The sequence below is a fragment of the Candidatus Eremiobacteraceae bacterium genome (assembly GCA_035295225.1).
Taxonomy (GTDB): domain Bacteria; phylum Vulcanimicrobiota; class Vulcanimicrobiia; order Eremiobacterales; family Eremiobacteraceae; genus JABCYQ01.
Genome location: DATGJI010000045.1, coordinates 1 through 23,668, shown reverse-complemented (window position 1 = coordinate 23,668; position 23,668 = coordinate 1). Strand labels below are relative to the sequence as shown.

General features: G+C 61.6%; 23 protein-coding genes and 1 tRNA gene. 12 read left to right on the top strand and 12 right to left on the bottom strand.

Annotated elements, in window-relative coordinates; all coding sequences use genetic code 11:
- Nucleotides 1–40: 40 nt before the first annotated feature.
- Nucleotides 41–784 (top strand): hypothetical protein, encoded by a 744-nt coding sequence (locus tag VKT51_07185; protein HLJ83933.1) that lies wholly within the window; start codon nt 41–43, stop codon nt 782–784.
- Nucleotides 777–1,580, top strand: a complete 804-nt coding sequence (locus VKT51_07180) for a hypothetical protein (protein HLJ83932.1) — start codon at nt 777–779, stop codon at nt 1,578–1,580. The genes VKT51_07185 and VKT51_07180 overlap by 8 nt, the downstream gene beginning before the upstream one ends.
- Here the strand turns inward: VKT51_07180 and VKT51_07175 are convergent.
- A complete protein-coding gene (locus VKT51_07175; protein HLJ83931.1) occupies nt 1,545–1,973 on the bottom strand; it encodes a VOC family protein in 429 nt (142 codons plus the stop codon). The two genes, VKT51_07180 and VKT51_07175, sit on opposite strands and share 36 nt — an antisense overlap.
- Nucleotides 1,974–1,995: 22 nt before the next feature.
- Nucleotides 1,996–3,009 carry a beta-propeller fold lactonase family protein gene (locus VKT51_07170; protein ID HLJ83930.1) on the bottom strand — a complete coding sequence of 338 codons (1,014 nt, stop codon included), beginning with the start codon at nt 3,007–3,009 and terminating at the stop codon, nt 1,996–1,998.
- Nucleotides 3,010–3,396: 387 nt separating this feature from the next.
- Between VKT51_07170 and VKT51_07165 the strand changes: the two genes are divergently transcribed.
- Nucleotides 3,397–3,786, top strand: coding sequence for a VOC family protein (locus VKT51_07165; protein HLJ83929.1), 390 nt, complete (start codon nt 3,397–3,399; stop codon nt 3,784–3,786).
- A gap of 185 nt (nt 3,787–3,971) precedes the next feature.
- On the opposite strand, the gene VKT51_07160 is transcribed toward VKT51_07165, so the two are convergent.
- Both VKT51_07160 and VKT51_07155 read right to left on the bottom strand, forming a co-directional pair.
- Complete coding sequence (locus tag VKT51_07160) at nt 3,972–4,403, bottom strand: hypothetical protein (GenBank protein HLJ83928.1); 432 nt, start codon at nt 4,401–4,403, stop codon at nt 3,972–3,974.
- A gap of 105 nt (nt 4,404–4,508) precedes the next feature.
- Nucleotides 4,509–4,582: transfer RNA gene (locus VKT51_07155), tRNA-Met, on the bottom strand.
- 42 nt (nt 4,583–4,624) lie between these two features.
- Here VKT51_07155 and add point away from each other — a divergent pair.
- Nucleotides 4,625–5,677 (top strand): adenosine deaminase, encoded by a 1,053-nt coding sequence (add, locus tag VKT51_07150; protein HLJ83927.1) that lies wholly within the window; start codon nt 4,625–4,627, stop codon nt 5,675–5,677.
- Here add and VKT51_07145 read toward each other — a convergent pair.
- The 3 genes from VKT51_07145 to VKT51_07135 form a co-directional block, all read right to left on the bottom strand.
- A complete protein-coding gene (locus VKT51_07145) occupies nt 5,663–6,049 on the bottom strand; it encodes a hypothetical protein (GenBank protein ID HLJ83926.1) in 387 nt (128 codons plus the stop codon). The genes add and VKT51_07145 overlap by 15 nt on opposite strands.
- Nucleotides 6,050–6,060: 11 nt before the next feature.
- Complete coding sequence (locus tag VKT51_07140) at nt 6,061–6,558, bottom strand: hypothetical protein (GenBank protein ID HLJ83925.1); 498 nt, start codon at nt 6,556–6,558, stop codon at nt 6,061–6,063.
- Between the two features lie 99 nt (nt 6,559–6,657).
- Entirely contained in the window at nt 6,658–7,203 is a 546-nt protein-coding gene (locus tag VKT51_07135; GenBank protein HLJ83924.1) for a hypothetical protein, read from the bottom strand.
- A gap of 228 nt (nt 7,204–7,431) precedes the next feature.
- Between VKT51_07135 and VKT51_07130 the strand changes: the two genes are divergently transcribed.
- Nucleotides 7,432–8,577, top strand: coding sequence for a hypothetical protein (locus VKT51_07130; GenBank protein ID HLJ83923.1), 1,146 nt, complete (start codon nt 7,432–7,434; stop codon nt 8,575–8,577).
- A 66-nt stretch (nt 8,578–8,643) separates the two neighbouring features.
- Here VKT51_07130 and VKT51_07125 read toward each other — a convergent pair whose 3' ends face one another.
- The 3 genes from VKT51_07125 to VKT51_07115 form a co-directional block, all read right to left on the bottom strand.
- The gene (locus VKT51_07125; GenBank protein ID HLJ83922.1) at nt 8,644–10,710 is read right to left on the bottom strand and encodes a hypothetical protein; all 2,067 of its coding nucleotides are present in this window, start codon (nt 10,708–10,710) and stop codon (nt 8,644–8,646) included.
- 265 nt (nt 10,711–10,975) lie between these two features.
- Complete coding sequence (locus VKT51_07120; protein HLJ83921.1) at nt 10,976–11,170, bottom strand: hypothetical protein; 195 nt, start codon at nt 11,168–11,170, stop codon at nt 10,976–10,978.
- A gap of 160 nt (nt 11,171–11,330) precedes the next feature.
- A complete protein-coding gene (locus VKT51_07115; GenBank protein HLJ83920.1) occupies nt 11,331–11,462 on the bottom strand; it encodes a hypothetical protein in 132 nt (43 codons plus the stop codon).
- Nucleotides 11,463–11,515: 53 nt separating this feature from the next.
- Between VKT51_07115 and VKT51_07110 the strand changes: the two genes are divergently transcribed.
- Nucleotides 11,516–14,287, top strand: a complete 2,772-nt coding sequence (locus tag VKT51_07110; GenBank protein ID HLJ83919.1) for a LuxR C-terminal-related transcriptional regulator — start codon at nt 11,516–11,518, stop codon at nt 14,285–14,287.
- Between the two features lie 11 nt (nt 14,288–14,298).
- Here VKT51_07110 and VKT51_07105 read toward each other — a convergent pair whose 3' ends face one another.
- Nucleotides 14,299–15,018 (bottom strand): HD domain-containing protein, encoded by a 720-nt coding sequence (locus VKT51_07105; protein ID HLJ83918.1) that lies wholly within the window; start codon nt 15,016–15,018, stop codon nt 14,299–14,301.
- Nucleotides 15,019–15,078: 60 nt separating this feature from the next.
- Between VKT51_07105 and VKT51_07100 the strand changes: the two genes are divergently transcribed.
- The 3 genes from VKT51_07100 to VKT51_07090 all read left to right on the top strand — a co-directional run bounded on the left by VKT51_07100 (nt 15,079) and on the right by VKT51_07090 (nt 18,328).
- Nucleotides 15,079–15,651: a methylated-DNA--[protein]-cysteine S-methyltransferase gene (locus VKT51_07100; protein ID HLJ83917.1), complete on the top strand. Its 573-nt coding sequence runs from the start codon at nt 15,079–15,081 to the stop codon at nt 15,649–15,651.
- A 68-nt stretch (nt 15,652–15,719) separates the two neighbouring features.
- Nucleotides 15,720–16,454, top strand: a complete 735-nt coding sequence (locus VKT51_07095; GenBank protein HLJ83916.1) for a metal-dependent transcriptional regulator — start codon at nt 15,720–15,722, stop codon at nt 16,452–16,454.
- Nucleotides 16,451–18,328 carry a multicopper oxidase domain-containing protein gene (locus tag VKT51_07090; GenBank protein HLJ83915.1) on the top strand — a complete coding sequence of 626 codons (1,878 nt, stop codon included), beginning with the start codon at nt 16,451–16,453 and terminating at the stop codon, nt 18,326–18,328. The genes VKT51_07095 and VKT51_07090 overlap by 4 nt, the downstream gene beginning before the upstream one ends.
- 56 nt (nt 18,329–18,384) lie before the next feature.
- On the opposite strand, the gene acs is transcribed toward VKT51_07090, so the two are convergent.
- Nucleotides 18,385–20,361 carry an acetate--CoA ligase gene (gene acs / locus VKT51_07085; protein HLJ83914.1) on the bottom strand — a complete coding sequence of 659 codons (1,977 nt, stop codon included), beginning with the start codon at nt 20,359–20,361 and terminating at the stop codon, nt 18,385–18,387.
- A 315-nt stretch (nt 20,362–20,676) separates the two neighbouring features.
- On the opposite strand from acs, the gene VKT51_07080 reads away from it, so the two are divergent.
- The 3 genes from VKT51_07080 to VKT51_07070 all read left to right on the top strand — a co-directional run.
- Entirely contained in the window at nt 20,677–20,859 is a 183-nt protein-coding gene (locus VKT51_07080) for a hypothetical protein (protein HLJ83913.1), read from the top strand.
- Entirely contained in the window at nt 20,852–22,249 is a 1,398-nt protein-coding gene (locus tag VKT51_07075) for an amidase (GenBank protein ID HLJ83912.1), read from the top strand. The genes VKT51_07080 and VKT51_07075 overlap by 8 nt, the downstream gene beginning before the upstream one ends.
- Before the next feature lie 139 nt (nt 22,250–22,388).
- The coding region (locus VKT51_07070) for a M48 family metalloprotease (GenBank protein HLJ83911.1) at nt 22,389–23,668 on the top strand (1,280 nt) is incomplete at its 3' end.

Here is a 23,668-nt window from a genome sequence, read left to right as displayed (position 1 = left end):
GCGCCAGTCGTAGAAAACGCCCCCAAATGGGCTGCGTGACGTGAACGGCGCTCGTTCGGCGCTTTTCCGGGTCACTGCGACGGCACTTGCTATCGTAGTCGTCGTCTTTGCGCTCGCGGCAGCGCTCGGGGCTCTGCGGCTCGCGGTTCAGCCCGCGGCCTTCGACGGCAAGATCGTCGGAGAAATCGCAGCACGCGTGCCAGTTACCCTCGAGCCGGTCCTCATCTCGTTTCTTCTCGCCGCGGCGCTTGGTTTCGTGCTGTCGCTTCCCACAGCTCGCGCATTCCGGGGAGCGGTGACGGTGATTGCCACATTGCTGCAGTCGCTTCCCGTTTTCGCGTCGGCAATCGGCGCGGTGTTCGTTTCGGTGCTAACAATCGAGTCTTGTGCGGTGCCGTGCCCGGTTGGCCGCCAGCTTGGGTATCTTGTCGCGCCTGTCGTCGTCCTCACGATGTATCAATTGCCGTTTCTCGTGGATTTCTTCGACAGACGTAGAGCACGCGGCACGAACGACGGAGCGCGACCGTCGTCGACGGTCCGCGGACTTGCGGTGCTGTTCGCCGACAGATTGCCGAGTCTGATCAGCGCGGCGATGATTGGAGAGTACTTTTATCGCTGGAAGGGGGAGGGCTATTTGCTTGGCGTCCCAGAGCCTTTTGACAGGCGGGATGCGTTTGTATTCACAGTCGTCCTCATCGTCAATGCCCTTGTGGTGTTGGCGATACGGTGCATAGTCGAGCTGATAGTGCAGCGTGGTAAGATGGCAAAGGACGTCAATGGGTAGGCGGCGCGCAGCAGCGGCTGTGGTTGCGGCCATCGCCGTCGTCTTCACCATCGTTGCCGCTACGCAGGTCAGATTCGACCCGTTCTTCATCGACCCCAAATGGGAAGGCACGCCTTTACCGCCGTGTTTTGTCGATGCGTCGAAATGCTACGGGCACGTGCTCGGCTCGGATGAAGTCGGTCGCGACTTACTCGCGCGCTTGGTGTTTGGCGGTATGGTGAGCCTATTGGTCCCACTCATCGCCGTCGCTGTCGAGGTCATGCTCGGCGCCGGCATCGCGATTTCGGCGCGCGCGGGGCCGTATTTTGGGTTCGTCGTTCGGCGATTCGAAGCGGCCATATCGTGTTTCCCACCGTGGGCCTTCGTGATCGCGATGATCGCGATCGGAGCTCAGCGCTCCCCGACACTGCCGCTCTTCGTGCTCGCAGTGCTCATGGGTCTTGTCTTCTCGCCGCGGATTGCGAGACTCGCGAGAAGCGAGCACGGTAAGCGCGGCGCGCTGGCCGCATCGCTCGATCAGGCCGTGTATGATCTCACGCGATTGATCATCTTGCTTGCCACTCTCGATTTCTCCCGTTTGGGAACACAGCCGCCAACCGCATCGTGGGGAAGCATGCTGACAAACCTTCCGGAGAACATCGGCATCGCATGGTGGGCAGCGGTTTTCCCTGCCTTAGCGCTATTTAGTGCCGTGCTGGTGATTGAGATACTTCGTCGCTTGCTCTTTGACAGCGCGACACATGCCGTGTCCGACGCCGGACTATCCTTCGCAAACGTTTCCGCTAGTCGAAGCTGATGCCGGCCTTCTGAACTTCCTGGTAAGGAAGCAACCAGACCAGCGATTCGTCGTGCAGGTCGACCACTTGGATGTGGTGCCCCACGGATCGCGGAAATCGCAGCGAAAGCGCTTGCCTAATTTGATGTGATACTTCTTGGTCAACTTTTCACGCACTGCCGCGATTTGCGCTTCGTCGCGAACTATCAACCCGAAGTGGCGCGTTGCGTCCGGTCGTACTTCGGCGACTTCAAATATCGCCAAGAATTGGTGCTCGCCGATCTTGAAGAAGGCGTCGCCTTCGCCCTCGTCAAGTTTCTTGAGATTGAAGACATCTTCGTAGAAGGCGACGGCCTTTTCGATGTCGTCGACCTCGATCGCGATATGGTTGATCCCGTAAACGTGAACGCTCATTGCGGCTGCTCATGCCGAATCGCTAGTGGAACGAAATTCCGTTCGGAAAATCCAATAACGTATTCGTGCCGCCGATCGTCGTCGCCGGTGGCGCGTTTCCGTCGGCTCCGGGCGCGTAGGTGGTCACGGTGCTGTTCCCTTCGTTGGAGACGAAGATCGTGCCGGCAGGGTTGACTGCGATGCCGGACGGCTTGTCCATAGCGGTGTTGCTCCCCGAGATCGTGCGCACGGGCTTCACATTGCCGTTCGCGGTGGGGGCAAATACGGTGACACTGGCCGCGGTGAGATTGGTGATGTAGATTCGGCCGCTGCTGTCCACCGCGCCGCCGTCGGGAACAAGCAATCCTGTGTTCACGCCGATGATGGTGCGGATAGGAGTGGCATTGCCATTCGCGTTCTTTGCGAATACTTCGATCGAGTTGTGACCGCGATTGACCACCACCATGTCATCGTTCGCAAGGATCATGACTCTGATCGGATGGAGCAGGTGGGTACTCGGACCGGTTATGGTCCGGATCGGTGCGACGTTGCCAGTCGCGTTGGCTGCGTACACGGTGACCGTATTGAGGTTGTAGTTCACGACGTAGATATCACCGACCGAATCGGTGGCAATGCCCGCCGGAAGGCTCATAAGCGTGTTGCCTCCCGATATCACCTGGCTCGGCGCATGATTGCCCTTCGCCCCCGCCGGGTAGACGGTCACCGCACTGGTGATCCAGTTCGTCACGTAGATCTTGCCGCTCGTCGCCACGAACACGTCGGTTGGATCGTCCAGCTGCGTGTTCGACCCGCTTAGCGTTGCTGACGGCACGATGTCGCCATTGCCCGCTTTCGGATACGCGGTAATCTCGTTCGAGCTCCCGCTGTTGACGTACATAAATCCGGTTCCGAGTGCGGGCGTCGCGCCGCGCGCGCCGACTTGCCGCAACGCGTCCGATTGCGATTGAGCGCCGTTCATGACGGAAGGTTGACCTTGACATGCACCGACAGACAGTGCCGCAAGCATGGTTAAAGCCGCCACGTTTATACGTCTCATGATTGCTCCGTCTTCGCGCTCGTGAGTGATTGCCACGGCCTTCGAACGGATTGATACGGCTCCCCTGCGTCAATCGTAACCAACCGCTACACGCTGCTGTGGGCCGAAAGTCCCCAAGCCATCTTCAATCGGCCGCGTCAGAGAGATCGAATTACCACCAAAGCCCTCAGTAGGACGAAAGCTGTAGGTGCAGTTCCCGTTAGACACGACCGCGTGGGCCATCGCTATAAATGTGGTTTGGTCGGCGGTGTCGCGGAGTCCCGAAGGCTCAGATGAGACAGCGCAGAACGCTTCGCGCGTGTTTCGTTGGGTTTGCTGTCGGCGAAGTAGGCGCGCAATCAGATCGCGAACAACCGCAACTTGGTTCGTTATGAGGAGGTACGGGACGTGAAAGTGCAACTTGGTGCGGTCTGGCATTTCAGCCTTGGCGTCAGAGACCCGGAGAAGAGCGCGCAGTTTTGGCTCAAGAACTTCGATCTTCAGGAAATGTTCCGGTCCGACGAGGCCATCGGGCTGACGAACGATGCGATTATTATCGGGTTCTTCAAAGGCACACCACACCCGGAGACGATCGACCACATGTCGTTTCGCCTCGATAGTATGCGCTCGCTGCGCGAAGCGCTCGAGACGTTGAAGAAAAACGGCGTAGAACTGGAGGATCCAGGCGATGAGATCGGACCAACAGCGTCGGGCTCGCCGCATATGGCCTTGTGGTTTCACGATCCGGACGGGTATCGTTGGGAGCTCTCGGTTCAGAACGGTGCCCGCGAGCACTAACGGCGCAGTGCTAACGAGTGCGATACGCACTAAAGTGGCGCTTGTCCACAATTCTTCCTTGTGCTGTAAGCCCGCAAGGTCGGCCGATCGCTAGTAAGCCGCTCGATGCGGCGTCTCTCTCGACTCGGCTATCTCGCGACTTTGAAGATCGCGGGAGATTCCAGCCATTCCAGAAGGGTGGGTCATTACGCTGGGGGAGGCGCGTCATAGGTTCCTCTCCACGACCGCGTGTACGCTTCGCCCTGCCAGCTCTCGAAAGAGGCGTGGGGCGACTCGGCTCGCGGATGGATGGTCGAACCGCTCCACTTGCCGTCCAGGGTCTTGACCGTTACAACCAGCCGCTCTTCCATGATCCCATCGACTAGCGCCACCACTTCAGCCACCTCTTCAAAGTCGTGGTGACTGTGCCACTTGTCAAACGAAACGGTGAATTCGCTATCAGCAGTGCTGACCCAGAGATCGCCGTGATCCTTAACGGGCGCCGGAACTTGGACCACGTAGAACCTTTCCGTTTCCTCGACCTCGACACGACAGAACGTACGCAGATTCGGCCGCTCGACAAGAAGCCGCTCGATAGCAGAAAATGATTCGGGACTTGGCGTGTGATGTTCGTTCACCGGACACCTCGGAGCAAAGTCGAAGAACATGCGTTAAGATGCTTCGTTGCCAAAAAGAAGAACGCGCCATTCCTCATCGTGTAAGGGATTGCGCGTCCCGATTTCTTGCGGGGGCGTGATTTGAACACGCGACCTTCGGGTTATGAGCCCGACGAGCTACCGGACTGCTCCACCCCGCGTTCGATAGGTACCACGACAAGTACCACCGTACCTCCCGCGGCGTGAGTGACGCGCCGCGTGTGGACGACAAAAGTCAGAGCGTTGATCTTCGTCGTTGGATCATCGGCTTGCCTAAGCCCGAGCTGCACGTGCATCTCGAAGGCACGATATCGCCGGCGCTGTATGCGCAGATCGCGCGGCGAAACGGCTTGGACGTCAGCGGTAACCCGGATCAGCTATTCTGTTGCGACGATTTCGATTCGTTCCTCACAGCGTTTCTTCGCGTTGTTCGAGCACTGCAGAAGCCGAAAGATTTCGAAGAAGTGGTGAGAGCATATCTTGCATCTGCTTCGGTGCAAGGTATAACGCACGCAGAGATAATGTGGTCGCCTGCCACGCAACGCAAATTCTTTCCCGATCTCGATCTTCTCGCGACGGGTCGTGCGATCCATGTAGCCATGACCGAAGCTCGAGGCAAGTCCGGCATCTCGTCGTTGATCATCATCGACATGGTGCGCAATCTCGGCGAAGCTGACGCCCTGCTCGATATCGATCTCGCGTTGCATTTGAGAGATTACGGGGTTGTCGGCGTCGGACTAGGGGGCGACGAATCTCGGTTTCCGGCGCGCGATTTCCAACGCGTCTACGAACGTGCGAAGGAAGTCGGTTTGCGCCGCACCGTCCACGCGGGAGAAGCCGCAGGCGTGGAGAGTATCGTGGATGCCGTCGAATTACTACTCGCGGAGCGGATCGGCCATGGTATCGCGGCACGCGGGCACGAAGAGATCACAAAGATGCTTCGCCAGAAGAACGTTACCGTCGACGCCTGTCCGACGAGCAACGCGATCACGCGGGCGCTCCCTGCACGCGAAAAACACCCGCTGCCCGATTGGCTCGCAGCCGGCGTCTCCGTTACTCTGAGTTCAGACGATCCGGCGTTCTTCGCAACGACGCTCGTAGAAGAATACCAGCGCGCATCGGAAATGCCCCTCTGCCGCGATGAACTCGCGACGATCGCAAAAAATGGCTTCGCCGCCTCGTTTGCAGGCGGCGAAGAGAAGCGGCGTTGGCTGGATGCCGTCGATGACTACGTCGCTCGATCAGCCATTCCCTGATTGCGGCGCAATCCGAAACGCTGCGATCTTGCCATCGGCATCGAGCCGGACCATCACCGTCCACGTGCCTTTGGTGAACTTGGCGTCGAAGTCGTATTCCGACTTGAGCGAATCCGACGCGGTCGGCGTGAGGCCTTCGTAGTCACCCAGTGCGTGCAGCTTGTCGGAGAGGTCCCCGACTTGCGCGCGCGTCACGGTCGGCACGAGCTGGGCATTCATATCTGAGGTGAGTCCGGCGACATCATCGGCGTAGACTGCTTTCGTTGCCGAGTCCGCGAGTTTTTGCGCGCGATCGGCGGGCGAATTGGCGGCGCATGCGCCCATCATCAGAACTGCCGCCGCGAGGGCAGCGGCCGTCAGAGTGCGCCGCATATCACCCGTAATCAGATCGTGCCCCAGCCGTACGAGACGACGGCGACGGTTCGTGCAGACGATTTATCGGTGACGGTTCCGTTCGCCGGCGCAACAGCGGCGACGCGTGCCGGAGCGCTATACGTGGGCGCCGACAGCGTGCTCGATTTCAACATCGCGATCTTGCTGTTCTGCGAGTCGATGATCGAGTGCTGGTACGCAACCTCGCGTTTCAGCTCGACGTTTGCCGCTGCGAGATTGTCGTTGGCCTTCTTTTCCGCTGCATAGGCCGCTTGGGCGTCGTTTCGCTGCGCGGCAAGAGCCGCTTGCGTCTGCGCGTCTTGCGCATACTTCTCGTGGACTTGACGATTATGATTGATGATGATCAGCGTTCCCGCAGCCGCACCGATGCCGAACAAGATGTTACGCGTGCTGGCGCCGCCATCGGCGCGCACGGCTGCCGCAGGCATGGTGCTTACGAGAAGCCCGGCAACCAGAACGCCGGCAATGGTTCGTTTTGCAATTGACATGAGAATCGTACCTCCGCATTGGGGTAACGGTATACCCGTACCCTGCGTTTCGCCAAGTCAAACGGCGCACGCTTGCTTCGTCCCGCCTCGTGACCACCGTCACTGCCCGGAATTGACCGCCCCGCCCACGATCTGCAACTCGGCTGACGTGATGCCGAATCGCGCTGCCGCCTTCCGGACAGCACTCTCGTATGCGTTCAGCGATGCGCGCGCATCGTCGGCAGAATTCCCGTAACCTCCGACGTATATCCGCAGTCCCTGGTTCGTGCTTTGGTTATAGGGCGCAGTTGCGGCAAGCGATGAGACGCCGACGACGCTCAGGTCGGGCCCATAATCCACTTCGAGCATCACGCGATTCTGGGTCGTGTATTGCGGCGGCGGCGCTTGCTGGTGCACGCTCGTTATGTGACCAAGCGGCAGCCCGGTTATCCGCGCGATTTCGGCCGCATGCGCCTGCGCGTCACGCAGAGCGACGAGATATGGATCGGCCGTCGTCGATGGAGACGGTGCGGCCATTCCAGGCGTGTCGTTCATGACATTGACGTTGCCGGCGACGCCATTTTGGTCCGAAGCCTCGGACGCTGCTTGCGAGATAGCCGTGGCAAGTTGCGACGTCTGCGAAAAGCTGGGCGGGGTCTTGATCATGATCGTTTCGCTAATGCTCGCGCCCCGCCGATAAGCCTGGGGCGACGAGCAGGCGCCCAATGCGACTAGGACTGCCGCGCAGATTGCAACCCTTAACGAGCCTGCCATAGGGCCGAGTTTCCCTACTTTGACGCTGTTCTCCGTGCCGCGTCGATTGTTTCATCATTCTTTCAGGGATGCTGGATACGTTGTGGTCCACCCCACAATTTCAGATTGGAGCAACCGTCCGTGATGAACACTCATTCGAAGTCCCATGCTTCGCTGTACGGGTCGGCGATTCTCGTCATGGCCGCCGGGCTGCTGAACGCGAGCGTAGCGACCGCGGCACCGTTGCAGCGAGCGCCCGGCTTGCGTCTCGGCCCGGCCCTCACCGGCGTCCGGACCATCGCATCGACCGTTCCGGCGAACGGCGACGTCAATCCTTACGGTCTCGTGGTCATTCCCGTCTCGCACGGCTCGCTTGTCGCGGGCAATCTCCTCATCAGCAATTTCAACGACTCGCAAAATCTCCAGGGCACAGGCACCACGGTCATGGAGATCTCGCCGAGCGGTCGCGTGAGCGTGTTCTCGCAGATCGCCGCGCACCAGATACCGGGATCGTGCCCCGGCGGCATCGGTCTCACGACTGCGCTCGCGGTGTCACGTAGCGGATTCGTGTTCGTGGGCAGCCTGCCCACCACGAACGGCATGGCGAACACGGCGCGCGCTGGCTGCATCCTCGTGCTGAACAGTCTCGGACAAGTCGTCGAAACGTTCGATGGTTCGTTGATCAACGGACCGTGGGATATGACAGAGACTGACGACGGCACGAACGTGGCGCTCTTCGTCACCAACGTGTTGAACGGTACTGTAGCGGCACACGGGAACGTGGTCAACGGCGGCACGGTTGTTCGTCTGAACGTCTACGCTCCAGCCGGCTCTATGCCGTTTCTCGAATCGCTGACGGTCATCGGGTCCGGCTTCTCAGAACGCACCGACCCGGCCGCGCTTGTCATCGGCCCGACCGGAGTCGGATTGAGCGCCGACGGCTCAAAGCTCTACGTCGCAGACAGTCTCAACAATCGCATCGCCACGATTTCCGAGCCGATGACTCGATCGACGACCGCGGGGATCGGTAATACGTTCACGTCGGGATTTTCCCTCAACGACCCGCTTGGTCTGACCGTTGCAGCGAATGGCGAAATCCTCACCGTGAACGGGAACAACGGGTATCTCGTGCGGACCAGCGCGAACGGTTCCCAGCTAGCACGGGTGTTGCTCGACGACACCGGTAGCCCGCCCGGTGCCGGAGCGCTCTTCGGTCTTGCACCCGGTCCAAACGGCAGCGTCTACTTCGTGGACGACGCGACGAACACGTTAAACCGATTCCACTGATAGCGGCGATAAACAAAAAAGGCCGACATGCGTCGGCCTTTTTCAACGTTGCGTTACCCGCAATCATCACGCGCCCTTTTCGGCGCCGATGTAACGGATCCACTTGAGGAAGAGCGCGGGCTTCGTCGAGAGGCTGTTCGGATCGCCGTAGACAGCGTAGAACTCATTCTTCGAAGAAAGATAGTGGTAGGCAACGCTGATGTTCGCGGCGTCGAGCGGCGTGAAGTCGGGTGGCGCAAACGACACCGGCAGATTCGGTCCTATTACCCTGCGTGCTCCGATATCAAAGGCAGAGTTGCGGCTGAATTGCCAGTCGAGGCTTGCGCGCTCGAGCCATTGCAGACCCGAGCGCTCGCCTGGATACGAGGTCACGTATTGATTCTCGTCCGTCTCAAGCGACGCAGTGATATTATGGATGAACGGCTGCGTGGTGACGTACGTCCAGTTGTTCAAGGCGCCATGATAGTACGCGCCGGCGAGATGCTGTACGAAGGTCGGCGTCGTCGTCAGAACCTTAAATCCCAAATATTCGCCGTTTGTGTTGAAGGGCAAGACGAGATTCTGCGTCGTCAGGATCCCGACGGCTCCCGTGAACACCTGGAGACGGATCAGATCTCGGAAATCAACCGTGGCGCTCTGGCTTGCGTTGACCTGCGCGACTTCGCCGGTGTGCGTGTGGAAGTCCGAGGTGAACTCGTTGATCGACACGTCGTGGACCGGTGCGCTCGGCGAGAAATTCCACGTCTGCGTATAGTTCGTCTCGAGTCCTGCCGTGTCCGACTGCGCGACGAATCCATCGGCCGGCAAGTACTGCGCGCCCACCGACTGATAGGTGAGGATGGCGGTTGTCGTGGCGCCGGCGTAACCAGTTCCCGCCTCAAAGTAGTTCGCGAGTGAAGGATCGGTTGTGAGATTACCACGGTCCTCACCGTCGTTGGCGTAGGCGAAGAACCCCGACTGCTTGTCGTGATAGCCGGTGTACAACGTATCGACGCGATCGTGAAGCCCGGGCAAATCGACGCCGACTTGCTGGAAGAACGCTCCATACGTCGCTTCGGTGGTGCGCCTGAGATAGTTGAGTGCAGCCGCCTGATCGGAGCGTGAGAATCCAATGGCGTCGTAGCCGGCGTAGGACAAGGCGCCCTGGGTTCCCTCAACCGCATAACCGGCGCGAAACGTCGGAATAGCAGGCGTGTACAGTGCCGCAGGGCAGGTGATGCAGCCGATCGTGTCGTTGAAATACTGCGTGAGCTGGGTAAAGAACGGCCGCACTTCGTTGAATTGCCGCTGAAACGCATTAGGTGAGATCGTCTGCTGATCCACTTCCACGTTGGAGTAGTCTGGGTGGGCGGTCGCGATCACCGACGCGTTCGCAGAAACCGGCAGCGACAGATCGGCACCCATCCGCGAGGTATCCCCGCCCTGCGCCGCGGTCGTGAGCTCGCCGAGTCCGTACAGTTCGAGGCGCGGTTTCGTTCGAACCGTTGCCGCAGCCGCTGCAGCGGAACCGTGGATGTCGGTCATCGTTCCGAAGTACGGTGAATCATTGAGCGAGCGCTGACCCACGACGTAGGACCACACGGCCTCACCGCCGGTTGCGACCGTGACGCGGGCGAATTGCGCACGCCAGCGCGTTGAGCCGCCTGCGCGCATCACCGCGAACGGGATGCGCATGGTCACGGTATAGCCCGTCGATGTGACCTTCGCCGCTGCGTGCCACTGCGGTTCGTACGCCGTGTTCTCGCTTGACGTCTGATACCGAGCGCCTCGCGGATTCGCGCTGAACGAGTAGGCGAAACCGCCGGTGCCTTGCGGGTTGAGATAGACGGTGACATTGTCTTCACTCGTCACGCCGGGACCATTCGTCACCTGCGCCGCGGTGAGCGTGGACCGCTGTTCCACGAGGAATGCCACATCGATCGCATCGCGATCTTGCGCGATGTACACGGTCGTCGGTTCGGTCACCGCACGACGATAGTTGAAGTCATAGGTAAGCGATATCTTGGCCGCCCCGGACCACGTTGCGTCCACGTCGCCGCCCATCGAAGGGATTTGCGCAAGCACCGGCACGCTGACGCTCGGCAGGCTGTCTGCGGACGCGACGGAGGCATCGAGAGCAGCTATCGCACACATCGCGATTGCAAATCTTAAAAAATTAGTTGTCATGCCAAATCGATGTTCTTCGTCGAAGCGTCAATCCTGCCAAGATCGCCTCCACGTCACGAGTATGTCATCCATTCGATGCTTGCGCTCGCCGAATTCGCACCTATGCCGTATAACAGCGGGCTATTGCCCGGGCCAAACGAGAAGTGGGCCGATTGGATATCGGCCCACTTTGTTCTCGCCCGGTCCGACTCGCGTCGGCTCCTTCCGTCGCGTCCTCTCGTCGGCCGATTCGTCAGACGTAGAGGATCACGACCGCTCTGCCTTGTCGGATCTGGAAATACCGATGCAGCACCTTGCTCGGTCCGACGCTGCCTGCCCAGTCGATGGTGTCGCCGACGTTGGGGATAGGTCCCTCATACGCAATCTTGAGCAGTTCGTTCGGAGGCGACGTGTCGGCCGGACGGCTATTCGTGATCAGAAGTTGCACGGAGCACCCGAGCGGCAGCTATTCATCGTTCCCTTTCCAGTCGGCGGCGAGGAAGAGGTGTCCAGGCAGCAGTCGAAGTCAAATCGCACGTTCGGCATGTTGATGATCGAGCTCACGACTTATAGTGGGGTCGCATTCAATGCATGAAATGCGGATGGGCTCAATGCGGCGACTGAGGCGTGATATCCATTGCGTGAACGACGGTGTGTCCGGTACCGGCAGCGTACGTCGGCATAGCGCGCCACGACGCCAAGCCGAAGAACAATACGAACAATGCGATCCATCTCGCCATGTTGAGATCTACCTTTCTGCGGCCGCGAATTGGCCGCACCGACGTCAAGCATAATGCATTCGAACGTCGCGCAAACCCGTAATCTCCACAGTCGTAAGGCGGATGGACGTACCGCGCGGCCGCCATTTGTCGGACGCTCCGTCATACTCGACCGCCTGACGGCAAGCGACGCTCGAATGTTGGTTCTGGTCGGCGAACCTGGAATCGGCAAGACCCGGTTGCTCGCCGAGCTTCACGCCGCGACCGGTTCCCGCGATGACCGGTGCGTATCGATCAGCTGTCTCCAAGCGAACCAGGCAATCCCATTTGAACCGCTCACGGCGTTGGCGCGCGGAATATGGCGCCGCTGCCGCGTCACCGAAGCACAACTGCGGAACTTTGTCGATTCACGTGGTATCGATCGCGTCTGGTATTTTCGCGAACTCATCGAAGCGGCAGTCCGCGACGCGCCGCTGACGCTGCAGATCGACGACGCGCAGTGGGCCGATGCAGAATCAATTGAAGCTATCCTCTGCACGGTTGATCGGCTGGGCGACTCGGCGCTTCAGTGGCACATCGCGATGCGCAGCGGGTATTCGCAGTTGCACCGCCGCTTTGAGAAATTGGCTTCTCACGGAACCGCGCGCATCGAACGCTTAGAACCGCTCACCAAGGACGAGACAATCGAACTCGCGCGCGCGATCTTGCCCGCGGAAGTGCAGGCGGGCCTCAATCCGCAGGCCCTCTGGGCTGACAGCGGCGGCAACCCGCTCTATGTAGAGCACTGCGCGCATGCCGCGACGGCTGAGCGGCGGCTTGCACGCGGTTCATTGCACCAACTATTCGAAGATAGAATCGGAGGCGTCTCGAGCGCTGCGACCGATATCTGTTCGTGGCTCGCAGTTGCCGGACGGCCGATTCCTCCGGCGACGCTCGCGGCGTTGACCGGCCTATCTGTCTCCGGTGCCGAACTACTTCTCGAGGAGCTCGAAGACGCGGGGCTTGTTGCGCTCGGTGAATGCGGCGCCGAATTTAGACATGCCTTGATCCGCGATGCATGCTATGGTCTGCTCGATGATGCAGCACGGCGCCAGCGTCACGAAGCGCTCGTCCCCTACGCAGAGAACGACTGGCATCGCGTCAACCACTTGGACGGCTGCGGTCGATTGGTGGAATCAGCTGCCGCATACAACGCGCTGGGCTGGCGTCACATCGACAGTGCCGAACCCGAGCGAGCTCACTCGGCATTTCTCAGCGCGCTGCAGCGAGTGCCCGCGGCAGACGCGATCGCAGCCGAAGCTCGCGCCGGTCGCGCGGTCGCACTTGTCTGGTTGGGTAGGACGGCAGAGGCGATGCGTGCGTGGCAAGATTTTCAGCTTGCCCGGTCTTCGCCGTCGGATACGCTATTCGTCACCGCTAACGTCCGGCTGGCCGAAGCGGCATGGGAAAACGGCGAAGATGTCGAGACGGCGTTGCCGGTTTTGCAAACCGCATTGGAATCTGCCGCGGACCTTGCACCGCACTTGCTTCCGCGTATACTACTGCTTCTTGGGGCAATACACGAGCGCCGCGGCGACCTGTCCACGGCTCAGGCGTTCCTAGAACGCGGACTTTCCGCCGCCGAATCTGTTGCGAACTCGCGCGACGCGCTGCGGTTACGTTCATGGTTGGCCGTCGTAAGGGCACGTCGTGGGGACACCTCAGGCGGAATCGCCTCGCTTGAGGCTGTCGTCGAACGCGCCGAAGCGCTCCAGTATCCCAACGACGTCGCGCAGGCCTGCGTCAAGCTGTGCTACCTCGCCGACATGACCGGCGACAACGAGCAATATGCCGCCTGGTGCCGGCGCGGTTTGCGCGACAACGGCCCCGCTTCGATTTATCTGCGCGGTCTCTTGATGACGAATCTCGCAAGCGTCGAGACCGATGTCGGAAACTTGCGCGAAGCGCTGTCGTACTCAATCGCCGCCGAACGTCTCACGTCGACCATCGGCGGCTATCTCGTCATTCGCGCCCTCTGCCAGCAGGCTATCCTGCATGCCACCATGGGCTCATTCGCAGCCGCCGACGAATGTCTGGCGCGCTCTAAGCCACACGTGCGACGTTCATCCGAGTCGTGGCGGCGTGCTCTGAAATATGCCCGCGCGGTCGTGGATGAGTTGCGCGGCGACATTGTCTCTGCGCGTGCTCTGTACGCCTCGACCCAGGCGGGATTAGATGGCGTTGCGCGCACCGAAGTGTTCGATCTGCGGTCGCTGGCGGGAATGGTGCGCACGGCCTGCCGCGTCGGCGACCTCGATGACGCCACGTCCTGTCTCGCAACGCTGCGCGGTGCCGGCAATCCGGGATGGGCGATCGCGAATTCGTTGCTCGCAGAGTCAGAAGGGCACGTTGCGATAGCGCTCGGCGATGTCGATGAGGGCTGCGCGAAGCTGACGGAGGCGCGAAAAACCGCGCGCTACCGCGTCCGCGACCTTGAGCTCGCCGCGACGGTAGCAGAAGTGCAGAAGGACCGCCGCGAGCTCGCCAACTGCATCGCTGCGCTCCAGCGGATCGAAGCATTCGGCGTCGCGGCGGAATTTCGGACGCGCGCTCGCGCGCTCGGGATGCGACCGGGCAGCATGCGGCCGCGCGCCGGTCTGCTGACCGATCGGGAGATCGACGTGGCGCGCTACGTCGCCTGCGGCAAGTCGAATGGCGAGATCGCTCGGTTGATCAACGTGACGCGCCGGACCGTGGAGTTCCACGTGGCCAACATATTCCGCAAGCTCGACCTGAATTCGCGCGTCGAATTGACCGCGCTTATGGCCACCGGAGCAGTCTCCGGCGCTCAATTGAGCGGGAAGTAAGCTCGCGCGCCTCAGGCCGTATAGCCGGCGAACGGATCCGCTTTGACCTCGTCACAGAAGCTCGGCAGTTTGAAGCCCGGCACTTTGCAGTAGCCGACGTCCGCCACGAAGGAATGCGCCGACGCGAAGGGTTTGCGTTTCGCGACCGCAGCGGCGGCGGCGAGAAACGCGTCGATGAAGTGCGTGCGCGGCGCGGCCTCGAGCACGCGCACGACGTCGGCACGCGCGAGAATGTCGAGCGACCCGCCGAAGTCGGCGCCGACCCCGGCATTCACGAGCATGACCTCGGGTTGCTTGTGCCGCGCGATGCCGCCGTTGTCATGGAGCGCGATCGCATCCCACGCCGTATCTGCGCGTGCATTCGTGACTCCGTGGCTTGCGAGCAAGGTGCGCGCGACGTTGGCACCGTCAACTTCGAAGGGATCCGAGGCGCTCATATATTTCGGACAGAGCCCCGTGTCATGGAGGATCGACGCGACATAGACGAGTTCGACGTCGTGATCGATATGCTTTGCCTTTGCGATCAGCTCGGCGAAGAGATACGTCCGCAACGAATGGTTGAGCAGCGCCGTGGATTCGACGGATCGCGCGAGAGCAAGCGCATCTTTCGCGAGCGAAGTATCGGGGATTGCGATGCCGGCGATCTGCTTGGAGGAGACCGCGGCGTGAGCTTCCGTCCGGACCGCCGCGGAGATCGCGACGAGCGCACCAAGGAACGTTGACCGTTGCATCTCTCACCTCTGCCTAGCAAAGACGGGTTAGGTCCGATTTCGCGACGAATGAAGAACGTCATGCGCGAGCAACCCAGCGTCGAGAACGGACTCACCGGCGCGACCTCGACCGCTCTTTTCGATTCGCCGGTCGGACCGCTTTTTGCGCGAACCGACGCTGGCGTGCTGATCGAGCTTGCGTTCGCGCGCCGCGCCCGGCGCGAACGCTTGTTTAACGGCCCCGGGGCGGATCATGACCCCGTCATGAACGCCTTACGAACGCAGATGGCCGAATACTTCGCCGGCAAACGTCGGGTTTTCGACATCCCGATCCGATTGATCGGTCCGACGTTTCACCTTCGCGTCTGGAATGCGCTTCTCGATATCCCGTATGGCACTACTATGGCATACGGCGAGATCGCATGCCGAATTGGTGAGCCTGACGCGGCGCGGGCGGTCGGAGCGGCGAACGGCGCCAATCCGATCGTCATCATCGTCCCATGTCACCGCGTGATCGGCGCGAATGGCCGGCTCGTCGGCTTCGGCGGCGGTCTCGACCGCAAACAATTCCTGCTCGACCTCGAGTCGGGCCGGCCGACGCTGGGTCTGGGGCCTCCCATCGGCGACATTGGCATGTCACCGTCTGCAAGGTAAGTCCGGCTAACCGTCCGAATTAGGCGAGCCTAACATCGCGCGTAAGTCGCGTCGAATAGGATCTTGCCATGACGCATTCCGCCCTTAAGTCGGCGCCTGACACGCCGCCCGACGAAAACGAAGTCAGCCCAAACGTCGAGATGTACCTGAAATCCATTGTCAGATTGCACGACGGCAGCGGCCCGGTGGCCACGTCCGCGATAGCCCATGAGTTAGCCGTGTCCGCGGCGTCCGCTTCGGCGATGCTCAAGCGTCTTGACGCAGAGGGTTACGTCGTACACGACGGGCGACACGGCGTGCGGCCCACCGTGTCGGGCGCCCGCATCGGCGCGCTGACGCTGCGTCGTCAGCGGCTTGCCGAACGCCTGTTAGTGGATCATTTCGGCGTCGCGTGGGAACTGGCGAGTGCGGAAGCGTGCCGCCTCGAGCACGCCATCTCGCCGATGGTCGAACATCACCTCGCGCACTTCTTGAAAGAACCGACGACCTGTCCGCACGGACACCCGATCCCGCGCGCCGACGGATCGCTGTGGCATCACGACCGCGCGATCGACCTCATCGACCTGCCGCTCGACGTGCCGGCCAAGGTCTTGGAAGTGAAACACGAGGTTCCCGAATTGCTGCGTTACTTGGGTGAGATCGGACTACGCCCGGGCGTTGCGGTGACGTTGAAGAAGCTGGAGCGAGCGATCGGCCTCATCACGATCGACGTCGCGGGCAAGAAACACACGGTCAGCGTGCCGCTCGCCAACGACGTGCTCGTGCGCGACCCGGTCAGTACGAAGGCGAAAGCAGTCCGGTGATTGCGAAAAAACTTCGCCAGATCGCATCGCTCGTCGCGATGCTCATCGCGTGGTCGGCGTGCGGCGCCATGAGCGCGCGTGCGGACCAACCCCAGCCCGCGGCGGGGCCATCGCAAGCGATGATCGACGCGGCGGAAGAGCAAGCCTCAAAAGACTACGCGCTGCTGCCGGCGTTGCCTCCGGTGGCGCCCGGAAAGCTCAAGACGTTCCGCATCATCGCCGAGGTGAAGCCGTGGGTCGTCGCGCCGGGCATCACGGTTTCGGCATGGACGTACAACGGCACGGCGCCCGGTCCAACTCTCCACGTTCGCGCCGGCGATCGCGTCCGCATCATCTTCACCAACCACCTGCCCGAAGCCACCACGATCCATTTGCACGGCATCGAAGATTCACCGGACATGGACGGGGTGCCCGGCTTCAGCCAAGCGCCGGTTCAACCGGGCGAGACGTTTACGTACGAGTTCACCGCGACCGATCCGGGCACGTACATATATCACACGCATTTCGACGACTTCAATCAATTGGACCGCGGCATGTACGGTGCGATCGTCGTGGACGATGCCGCGACGTCGAAATACAATCGCGACTACTTGATGCTGCTCTCATCGTGGCGCGTGTTCAGCGGGTCCGAAAACTACTTCAGCATCAACGGCAAGAGTTATCCCTTGACCAAACCGTACCGCGTCCACAGCGGCGACCGTGTGCGCATCCGCATCATCAACATCAGCGGTACCGAATTCCACACCATGCACGTCCACGGCCACAAGTTCACGGTAGTGGACGTCGATGGCCAACCCGTGCCGACCGCGGCGCAACAGCAGATGGTGACGGTGCTCGTCGGCCCAGGCGAGACGCGCGATATCGCCTTCACCGCTAATGCGAAACCCGGCACGTGGATGGTGCACTGTCATGTGGTCGATCACATGATGAACGCCGGCACGGGGCCGGGAGGTCTGATCACGGCCATCCAGTACGACTCGGCGCCGGATAAGTTTCCTTCACTCGCCATGGCCGACATGATGACGCCGTCAACGGGCGGCGGCGGCGACGAAGGCGGCGGGGCGCCGGCGGGGCCACCGCTCGCGTTCGGCACCACGTTGCTGCTCGGCACGATCGCGGGGCTCACGATCTTCTTCGGCTTGCCATTTGCGGCGATGAAGCGCATCTCGAAGAATGGTGTGGCGTTTCTGAACGCGATCGCGATCGGCGTGCTCTACTTCTTGCTCTTCGACATCTTGCGGCAGGCCGGCAGTCCGATTCAGGCGGCGCTTGCAAATATGCGGCTGGGCGCACCAGCTGCTCCGTTCATCTCACTATCCGCGATCTACGTCGGCGGACTGCTCGTCGGATTGCTCGGGCTCGTCGCATTGTCGGCGTGGCTGCTGCGCAGAGCGCGCACGGCCGGCCCCGACGGCGCGATGAGCCCGATGGCGCTCGCGACGGCGATCGCCATCGGGATCGGATCACACAATTTCAGCGAGGGACTTGCGATCGGCCAGTCGGCAGCGACGGGCGCGGTCCAACTCGCAGTCTTGCTGATCATCGGTTTCGCGCTGCACAACATGACGGAGGGGTTCGGCATCGCCGCGCCGCTTGCGGGAACCGGCGCAGCCGGCCTCGGTTCGATTGTGAGGCTCGGGTTGATCGGCGGGGCGCCGACGTTTCTCGGCACGCTCGTCGGCTACCATTTCGTATCGCCGATATTGAGCGTCGTGTTCTTGACGCTTGCAGCCGGGGCGATCATGTATGTCATCGGGGAGATGACGAAAGTCGGCGGCAAGATCGGCCACAAAGAAACCGCCGCTGCGGGGTTATTTGTCGGCTTCGTCGCGGGATTCGCGACCGACCTCATCCTTAGCGCCGCCGGCGCATAGCAGCCCGAAGGGGCCGACGTCAGTCGGCCCACGCTAGTCGGCCCACGCTACGTTTGTCAGTCCTCCGGCGGCGCCGTGCGTGCCATTTCGGCGATCGTCTTCACGACGTTCGCGTCGGCGAGCGTGGTGGTATCTCCGAGCGGCCGATTCTCCATCACGTCGCGGAGCAGCCGGCGCATGATCTTGCCGGAACGAGTCTTGGGAAGATCGGGCGTGAACGTGATGTATTTCGGACGCGCGAACGCCCCGATTTTTGATGCGACGTGCTTGCGCAGTTCGTCCGCTTCGGCGGGCGACCCGATCCCGCCGCCCTTCAGCGTCACAAACGCAGCGACAGCCTCTCCAGTGATGTCGTCCTTTTTCGAAACCACCGCAGCTTCGGCGACTTTGGGATGATCGACAAACGCGCTCTCCACCTCGGTCGTCGAGATCCGGTGGCCCGATACGTTCATCACGTCATCAACACGGCCGAGGAGCCAGTAGAAACCATCCGCGTCGCGCTTGCACCCGTCGGCCGGGAAATAGTAGCCTTGCTTTGCGAAGCGGCTCCAATAGGTCTTGATGTAGCGATCGTGATCGCCCCACAGCGTGCGCAGCATCGCGGGCCACGGCCGCGTGATCACCGCATACCCGCCCCCGCCGAGCGGCACCGACGCGCCATTTGTGTCGACCACGTCCGCAAACACGCCGGGATACGGCAGCGACGCGGAACCTGGCTTCGTGTTGGTGATGCCAGGCAACGGCGAGATCATGATCATGCCGGTTTCGGTCTGCCACCACTTGTCGACGACCGGGCAGCGATCGCCGCCGATATAGTGGCGGTACCAGATCCAGGCTTCCGGATTGATGGGTTCGCCGACCGAACCTAGCAAGCGCAGCGACGAAAGATCGTGCGCTTCGACGTACGACGGTCCCCATTTCATGAACGTGCGGATCGCGGTGGGCGCCGTGTAGAGAATCGAGACTTTGTACTTCTCGATGACCGCCCAGAAGCGGTCCTTATCGGGATAGTCTGGCGTGCCCTCAAAAAGCACGCTCGTCGCGCGATTCGCGAGTGGACCGTAGACGACGTACGAGTGGCCGGTGACCCAGCCGATGTCGGCCGTGCACCAGAAGACATCGGTCGCTTCGCGCAAGTCGAATACGTTCTTGTGCGTTGACGCCACGCCCGTGAGATAGCCGCCGGTGGTGTGCATGATGCCCTTCGGCTTTGCGGTCGTTCCACTAGAGTAGAGGATGTAGAGCGGATCCTCCGCCTCCATGTGCTCGGGCGCGCATTCCGCCGCTTGGCCGGCGACGATATCGTGATACCAGACATCGCGGCCGTCCATCCATGGAACCGGATCGCCGACGCGCTTAAGAACGATCACGTTCTTGACGCTCGGTGCGCCGGCAAGCGCATCGTCCACGATCTGCTTGAGCGCGATCTTGCCGCCGCGTCGCCACCCAAGGTCTTGCGTGATCACAGCGACGCACTCGCCGTCGATGATGCGATCGCGCAGGCTGTCCGCTGAAAATCCTCCGAACACGACGGAGTGGATCGCGCCGATGCGCGAGCACGCGAGCAGCGCAACCGGCAGCTCCGGCACCATGCCCATGTAGATCGCCACGCGGTCGCCGCGCTTCACGCCGAGCTCGCGTAAAGCGTTTGCCAGGCGGCACGTCTCGGCGAGAAGATCTGCGTACGTGATGCGGCGTTCGTCGCCCGGCTCGCCTTCCCAGTAATAGGCGACCTGCGAACCATGACCATCGCGTACGTGTCTGTCGAGACAATTGAACGACGCGTTGATCGTGCCGCCGTCGAACCAGCGCGCGCGCTTCTCGCCGGGTTCCCAATCCAGCACGCTTTCCCACGGCGAGAACCACTCGAGCCGGCGCGCCTCGCCTGCCCAGAAAGCCTCGGGGTCTTTCATCGCGCGTTCGTAGATCGTAGGATCGTTGCACACGGCTTTAGCCGCAAAGCCGGGCGGTGGCGGGAACGCGCGGTTCTCCGCGAAGAGCGCTTCGATTGCTTGCGGCGAGTCGTCCGGCATTGATGGCTCCTCGATCGTCGTAGCTGCGTTGACCGGCTGAATGCGAGATGCGGCCGTTTGCCGATTCCCGCGCGAAACCATGCAGGCGTTCCGCATCGAAAAAGGAGTGGCGGCAGCACGCCTAACTCGCCGCGGACGGAGGACACACTTGTGCCAACACGCCGCTTTGTTATTGTCTCCAGTCTCGCTGCGACAGCCCTTATCGCGGGAGGTCTGGCCGCGTCGTCGCGTCGGCACTCGGACGACGTCGGCGACTTCGCCGCCGCTCCGGCTGAAGCGGCGCCCCCTCCGGGTCCATCGGCAACGGCTAAATGCATGGCCAAGCATCTCCAAGCATCGTTACCGGCCGCGAAGCTGGATGACGCGATGACCGCAAAGATCGCCGGCGATATCGACGGTTTCTTGGATTCGAGCAAATCGTTCCGCAATCGCGGCTTGCGCAACAGCGATGAACCAGACTTCGTGTTCTCGCCGCTCGGAGCGTCAAATCATGGTTGAAAGCGCGATGGCATTCGCCGACATCGGCGAACTCGGAGCGGCGCTTCGTGCGCGCCGTGTCTCTGCAGTGGAATTGGCTCAGTTCTTCATCGCGCGGCTCGAACTCGTCGGACCGAAGCTGAACAGCGTCGTGACGATCTTGCGTGATCGCGCGCTCGCCGAAGCGCGCGCGGCCGACGCCGATCTCGCGGCCGAACACGATCGCGGGCCTTTGCATGGCATTCCGTACGGCGTCAAGGACCTTCTCGCCGCCCGAGGCGGCCCGACGACGTGGGGCGCCGCGCCGTACCGATCGCAGGTGATCGATGAAGATGCGACGGTCGTTGCGCGGCTGCACGACGCGGGTGCCGTGCTCCTCGCCAAGCTCGCCATGATCGAACTGGCAGGCGGCATGGGCTATAACCAAGCCGACGCGTCCTTTACCGGTCCGTGCAAAACGCCGTGGAACACCGAATATTGGAGCGGCGGGTCGTCGAGCGGTCCTGGTGCATGCGTCAGCGCAGGACTCGTGCCGTTCGCGATCGGGTCCGAGACCGACGGCTCGATCACAAATCCATCGTCGTATTGCGGCATCACTGGCCTACGCCCGACGTACGGCCTCGTCAGCCGGCACGGCGCGATGGCGCTCTCTTGGACTATGGACAAGCTCGGCCCGATGTGCAGAAACGCGATCGATGCGGGAATCGTGTTGAACGCGATCAAGGGACCGGATCAAAACGACGCGACGTCGCTGCCGAATCGGATGACCGCCATGGTCATGCCTTCAGGCCCTCTGCGCTTTGCGACGGTGAAAGGCGCCGAGGACAAGTGCCAGCCGGAAGTGCGCAAGAACTACCACGCCGCGCTGGATGCAATCGCTGCGGGAGCCAAAGTCACCGAAATATCGCTGCCCGACTTTCCATACAACGACATGGTCGGCATTATCATCGCGGCCGAAGGCGGCGCGGCGTTTCGCGACATCATCGATGACGGTCGCTGCAAGGCGCTCTCCGATCCCGACGGCCGCAGGGGCGGCTACTCGAATCTCGTGGCGCCCGCGGTAGACTACGTGGATGCGATGCGGTTGCGTGCCCCCATGCGGCGCGCATTCGAGAAGATCTTCGACGACGTCGACGTGCTCGTCTCGCCGACGTTTTCCACGGTCGCGCCGCCGATCGCTCAGTCGTTCGACAAGTCGTATCCGGGGTTCTCGGACGGTCCGCTCATAACGGCGTGCAATCTCGTCGGTATCCCGGCCGTCGCCGCGCCGTCGGGATTTGGCCTGCACGGACTTCCGACGAGCGTGATGTTCGTCGGTCCGGCGCTCTCCGAACCGCGACTCGTGAGCGTGGCCGCATCGTTGCAAACGAAAACGGATTGGCACCGCCGTCACCCGCCGCTCATCTCGTGATTTGAAGGGGCCGACGCTAGTCGGCCCAAGCGAAAACAACGTGGGCCGACTAGCGTCGGCCCCTTCATTAGAAGTCAATCCCTTCATTAGAAGGCGTCATCGTAGTAGGGCAAGCATTGCTTGCCCCGAAGGCCTCCGCATGCGTTTCATCGCCCTGATTCTCATCGGCGCAAGCATCTGGATGACGGCGTATTGCTCAACGCCGGCGCCGGCGGCGGCGATGAGCACGGCAGCGGAGATCGCGCTCGGCAAGCAGCAGAACGCCGAAGTCGATGCGCAAAGCGTGATCGTGACCGATCCGTTTCTCACGCAGTGGGTTCAGCACATCGGCGGCAATCTCGCGAAGTACCGGGCTCGCACAGACATCACATATCAGTTTGAGATCATCGACTCGAACGAGATCAATTCATTCGCGTTGCCCGGCGGTTTCGTCCACGTTGACATGGGACTGCTGAATTTTGTCTCAGCGGACGATGAATTGGCCTCCGTGCTCGGTCACGAGATGGGGCACATCGAGCGACGGCACGTGATCACGCTCAACCAACGGGGCAATCTGCTCAGCATCCTCGTGGGCGTTCTTTCGGTGCTCTCGCCGATCGGCTATGCGCTGGGCGGATACGGCGGCGACCTCGCGTTCGCGAAGTTCTCGCGCGAAGACGAACTGCAGGCCGACCAATACGGTCTGCTGCTGATGTCGCGGGCCGGCTACGACCCGCAGTCCAGTGCCGACACCCTCGCCAAACTGGGAGCCACCGAAGGCAACGCCGATACGGACAAATACTTCGAGGATCACCCGGGAGCAAAAGACCGCGTTTCGCACGTGCTCGGCTATCCTGAACTGAGCCAGACCAACGAGCCGCAGATCCTCGCGCAGGCGCTGCACGATGCAGACGAAGGGCGTTACTCGTACGCGCTCGTGAAGTTGAACCGCGCACTTGCTCTGGCTCCCAACGACGCGCTCGCCGCCGACGGCAGGTCGAAAGCCCAGACAGCCGTCTCGGCCAATTTCGCGAGTGACAATCGTTCCATCGTCGCGCTGGCGGGCACTGCGAGCGATCCGGCGATCGCGGCCGCCGCCGCGCAGCTGAGCATCGCCGACAGCATCAACGCCGACGACCGGGCGTTGCTCGCCGATCGCGCGGCGTCGGGCGGACACGAGATCGAGACATTCGTCAACCAGTTGAACATCCTCACCGGTGCCGTGCCCAATCTCGGCCAGCCAAAAGTGAAGGGCAACAACCTCGATAAAGCCACCGACGGACTCAATCGGCTCAATCGGGACGTCAACGGCACGATCGATCAGACATCAGACGTCATGGGCACCTCGCAAGGGTTGATCGACGATATCCGCGGCACGCTCGGCGAACTCGCGTCGCCGCTGCGCGCGGCACCGCTGGATGCGAAATATCGCGCCTTCCT

Bases quoted from the DNA above. Each gene is read 5' to 3' on its own strand.
- VKT51_07180 (HLJ83932.1), top strand. From the start codon at position 777: ATGGGTAGGCGGCGCGCAGCAGCGGCTGTGGTTGCGGCCATCGCCGTC.
- VKT51_07175 (HLJ83931.1), bottom strand. From the start codon at position 1,973: ATGAGCGTTCACGTTTACGGGATCAACCATATCGCGATCGAGGTCGAC.
- VKT51_07170 (HLJ83930.1), bottom strand. From the start codon at position 3,009: ATGAGACGTATAAACGTGGCGGCTTTAACCATGCTTGCGGCACTGTCT.
- VKT51_07145 (HLJ83926.1), bottom strand. From the start codon at position 6,049: ATGCGGCGCACTCTGACGGCCGCTGCCCTCGCGGCGGCAGTTCTGATG.
- VKT51_07140 (HLJ83925.1), bottom strand. From the start codon at position 6,558: ATGTCAATTGCAAAACGAACCATTGCCGGCGTTCTGGTTGCCGGGCTT.
- VKT51_07135 (HLJ83924.1), bottom strand. From the start codon at position 7,203: ATGATCAAGACCCCGCCCAGCTTTTCGCAGACGTCGCAACTTGCCACG.
- VKT51_07125 (HLJ83922.1), bottom strand. From the start codon at position 10,710: ATGTGTGCGATAGCTGCTCTCGATGCCTCCGTCGCGTCCGCAGACAGC.
- VKT51_07115 (HLJ83920.1), bottom strand. From the start codon at position 11,462: ATGGCGAGATGGATCGCATTGTTCGTATTGTTCTTCGGCTTGGCGTCG.
- VKT51_07110 (HLJ83919.1), top strand. From the start codon at position 11,516: ATGCATTCGAACGTCGCGCAAACCCGTAATCTCCACAGTCGTAAGGCG.
- VKT51_07105 (HLJ83918.1), bottom strand. From the start codon at position 15,018: ATGCAACGGTCAACGTTCCTTGGTGCGCTCGTCGCGATCTCCGCGGCG.
- VKT51_07100 (HLJ83917.1), top strand. From the start codon at position 15,079: ATGCGCGAGCAACCCAGCGTCGAGAACGGACTCACCGGCGCGACCTCG.
- VKT51_07095 (HLJ83916.1), top strand. From the start codon at position 15,720: ATGACGCATTCCGCCCTTAAGTCGGCGCCTGACACGCCGCCCGACGAA.
- acs (HLJ83914.1), bottom strand. From the start codon at position 20,361: ATGCCGGACGACTCGCCGCAAGCAATCGAAGCGCTCTTCGCGGAGAAC.
- VKT51_07080 (HLJ83913.1), top strand. From the start codon at position 20,677: ATGGCCAAGCATCTCCAAGCATCGTTACCGGCCGCGAAGCTGGATGAC.
- VKT51_07075 (HLJ83912.1), top strand. From the start codon at position 20,852: ATGGTTGAAAGCGCGATGGCATTCGCCGACATCGGCGAACTCGGAGCG.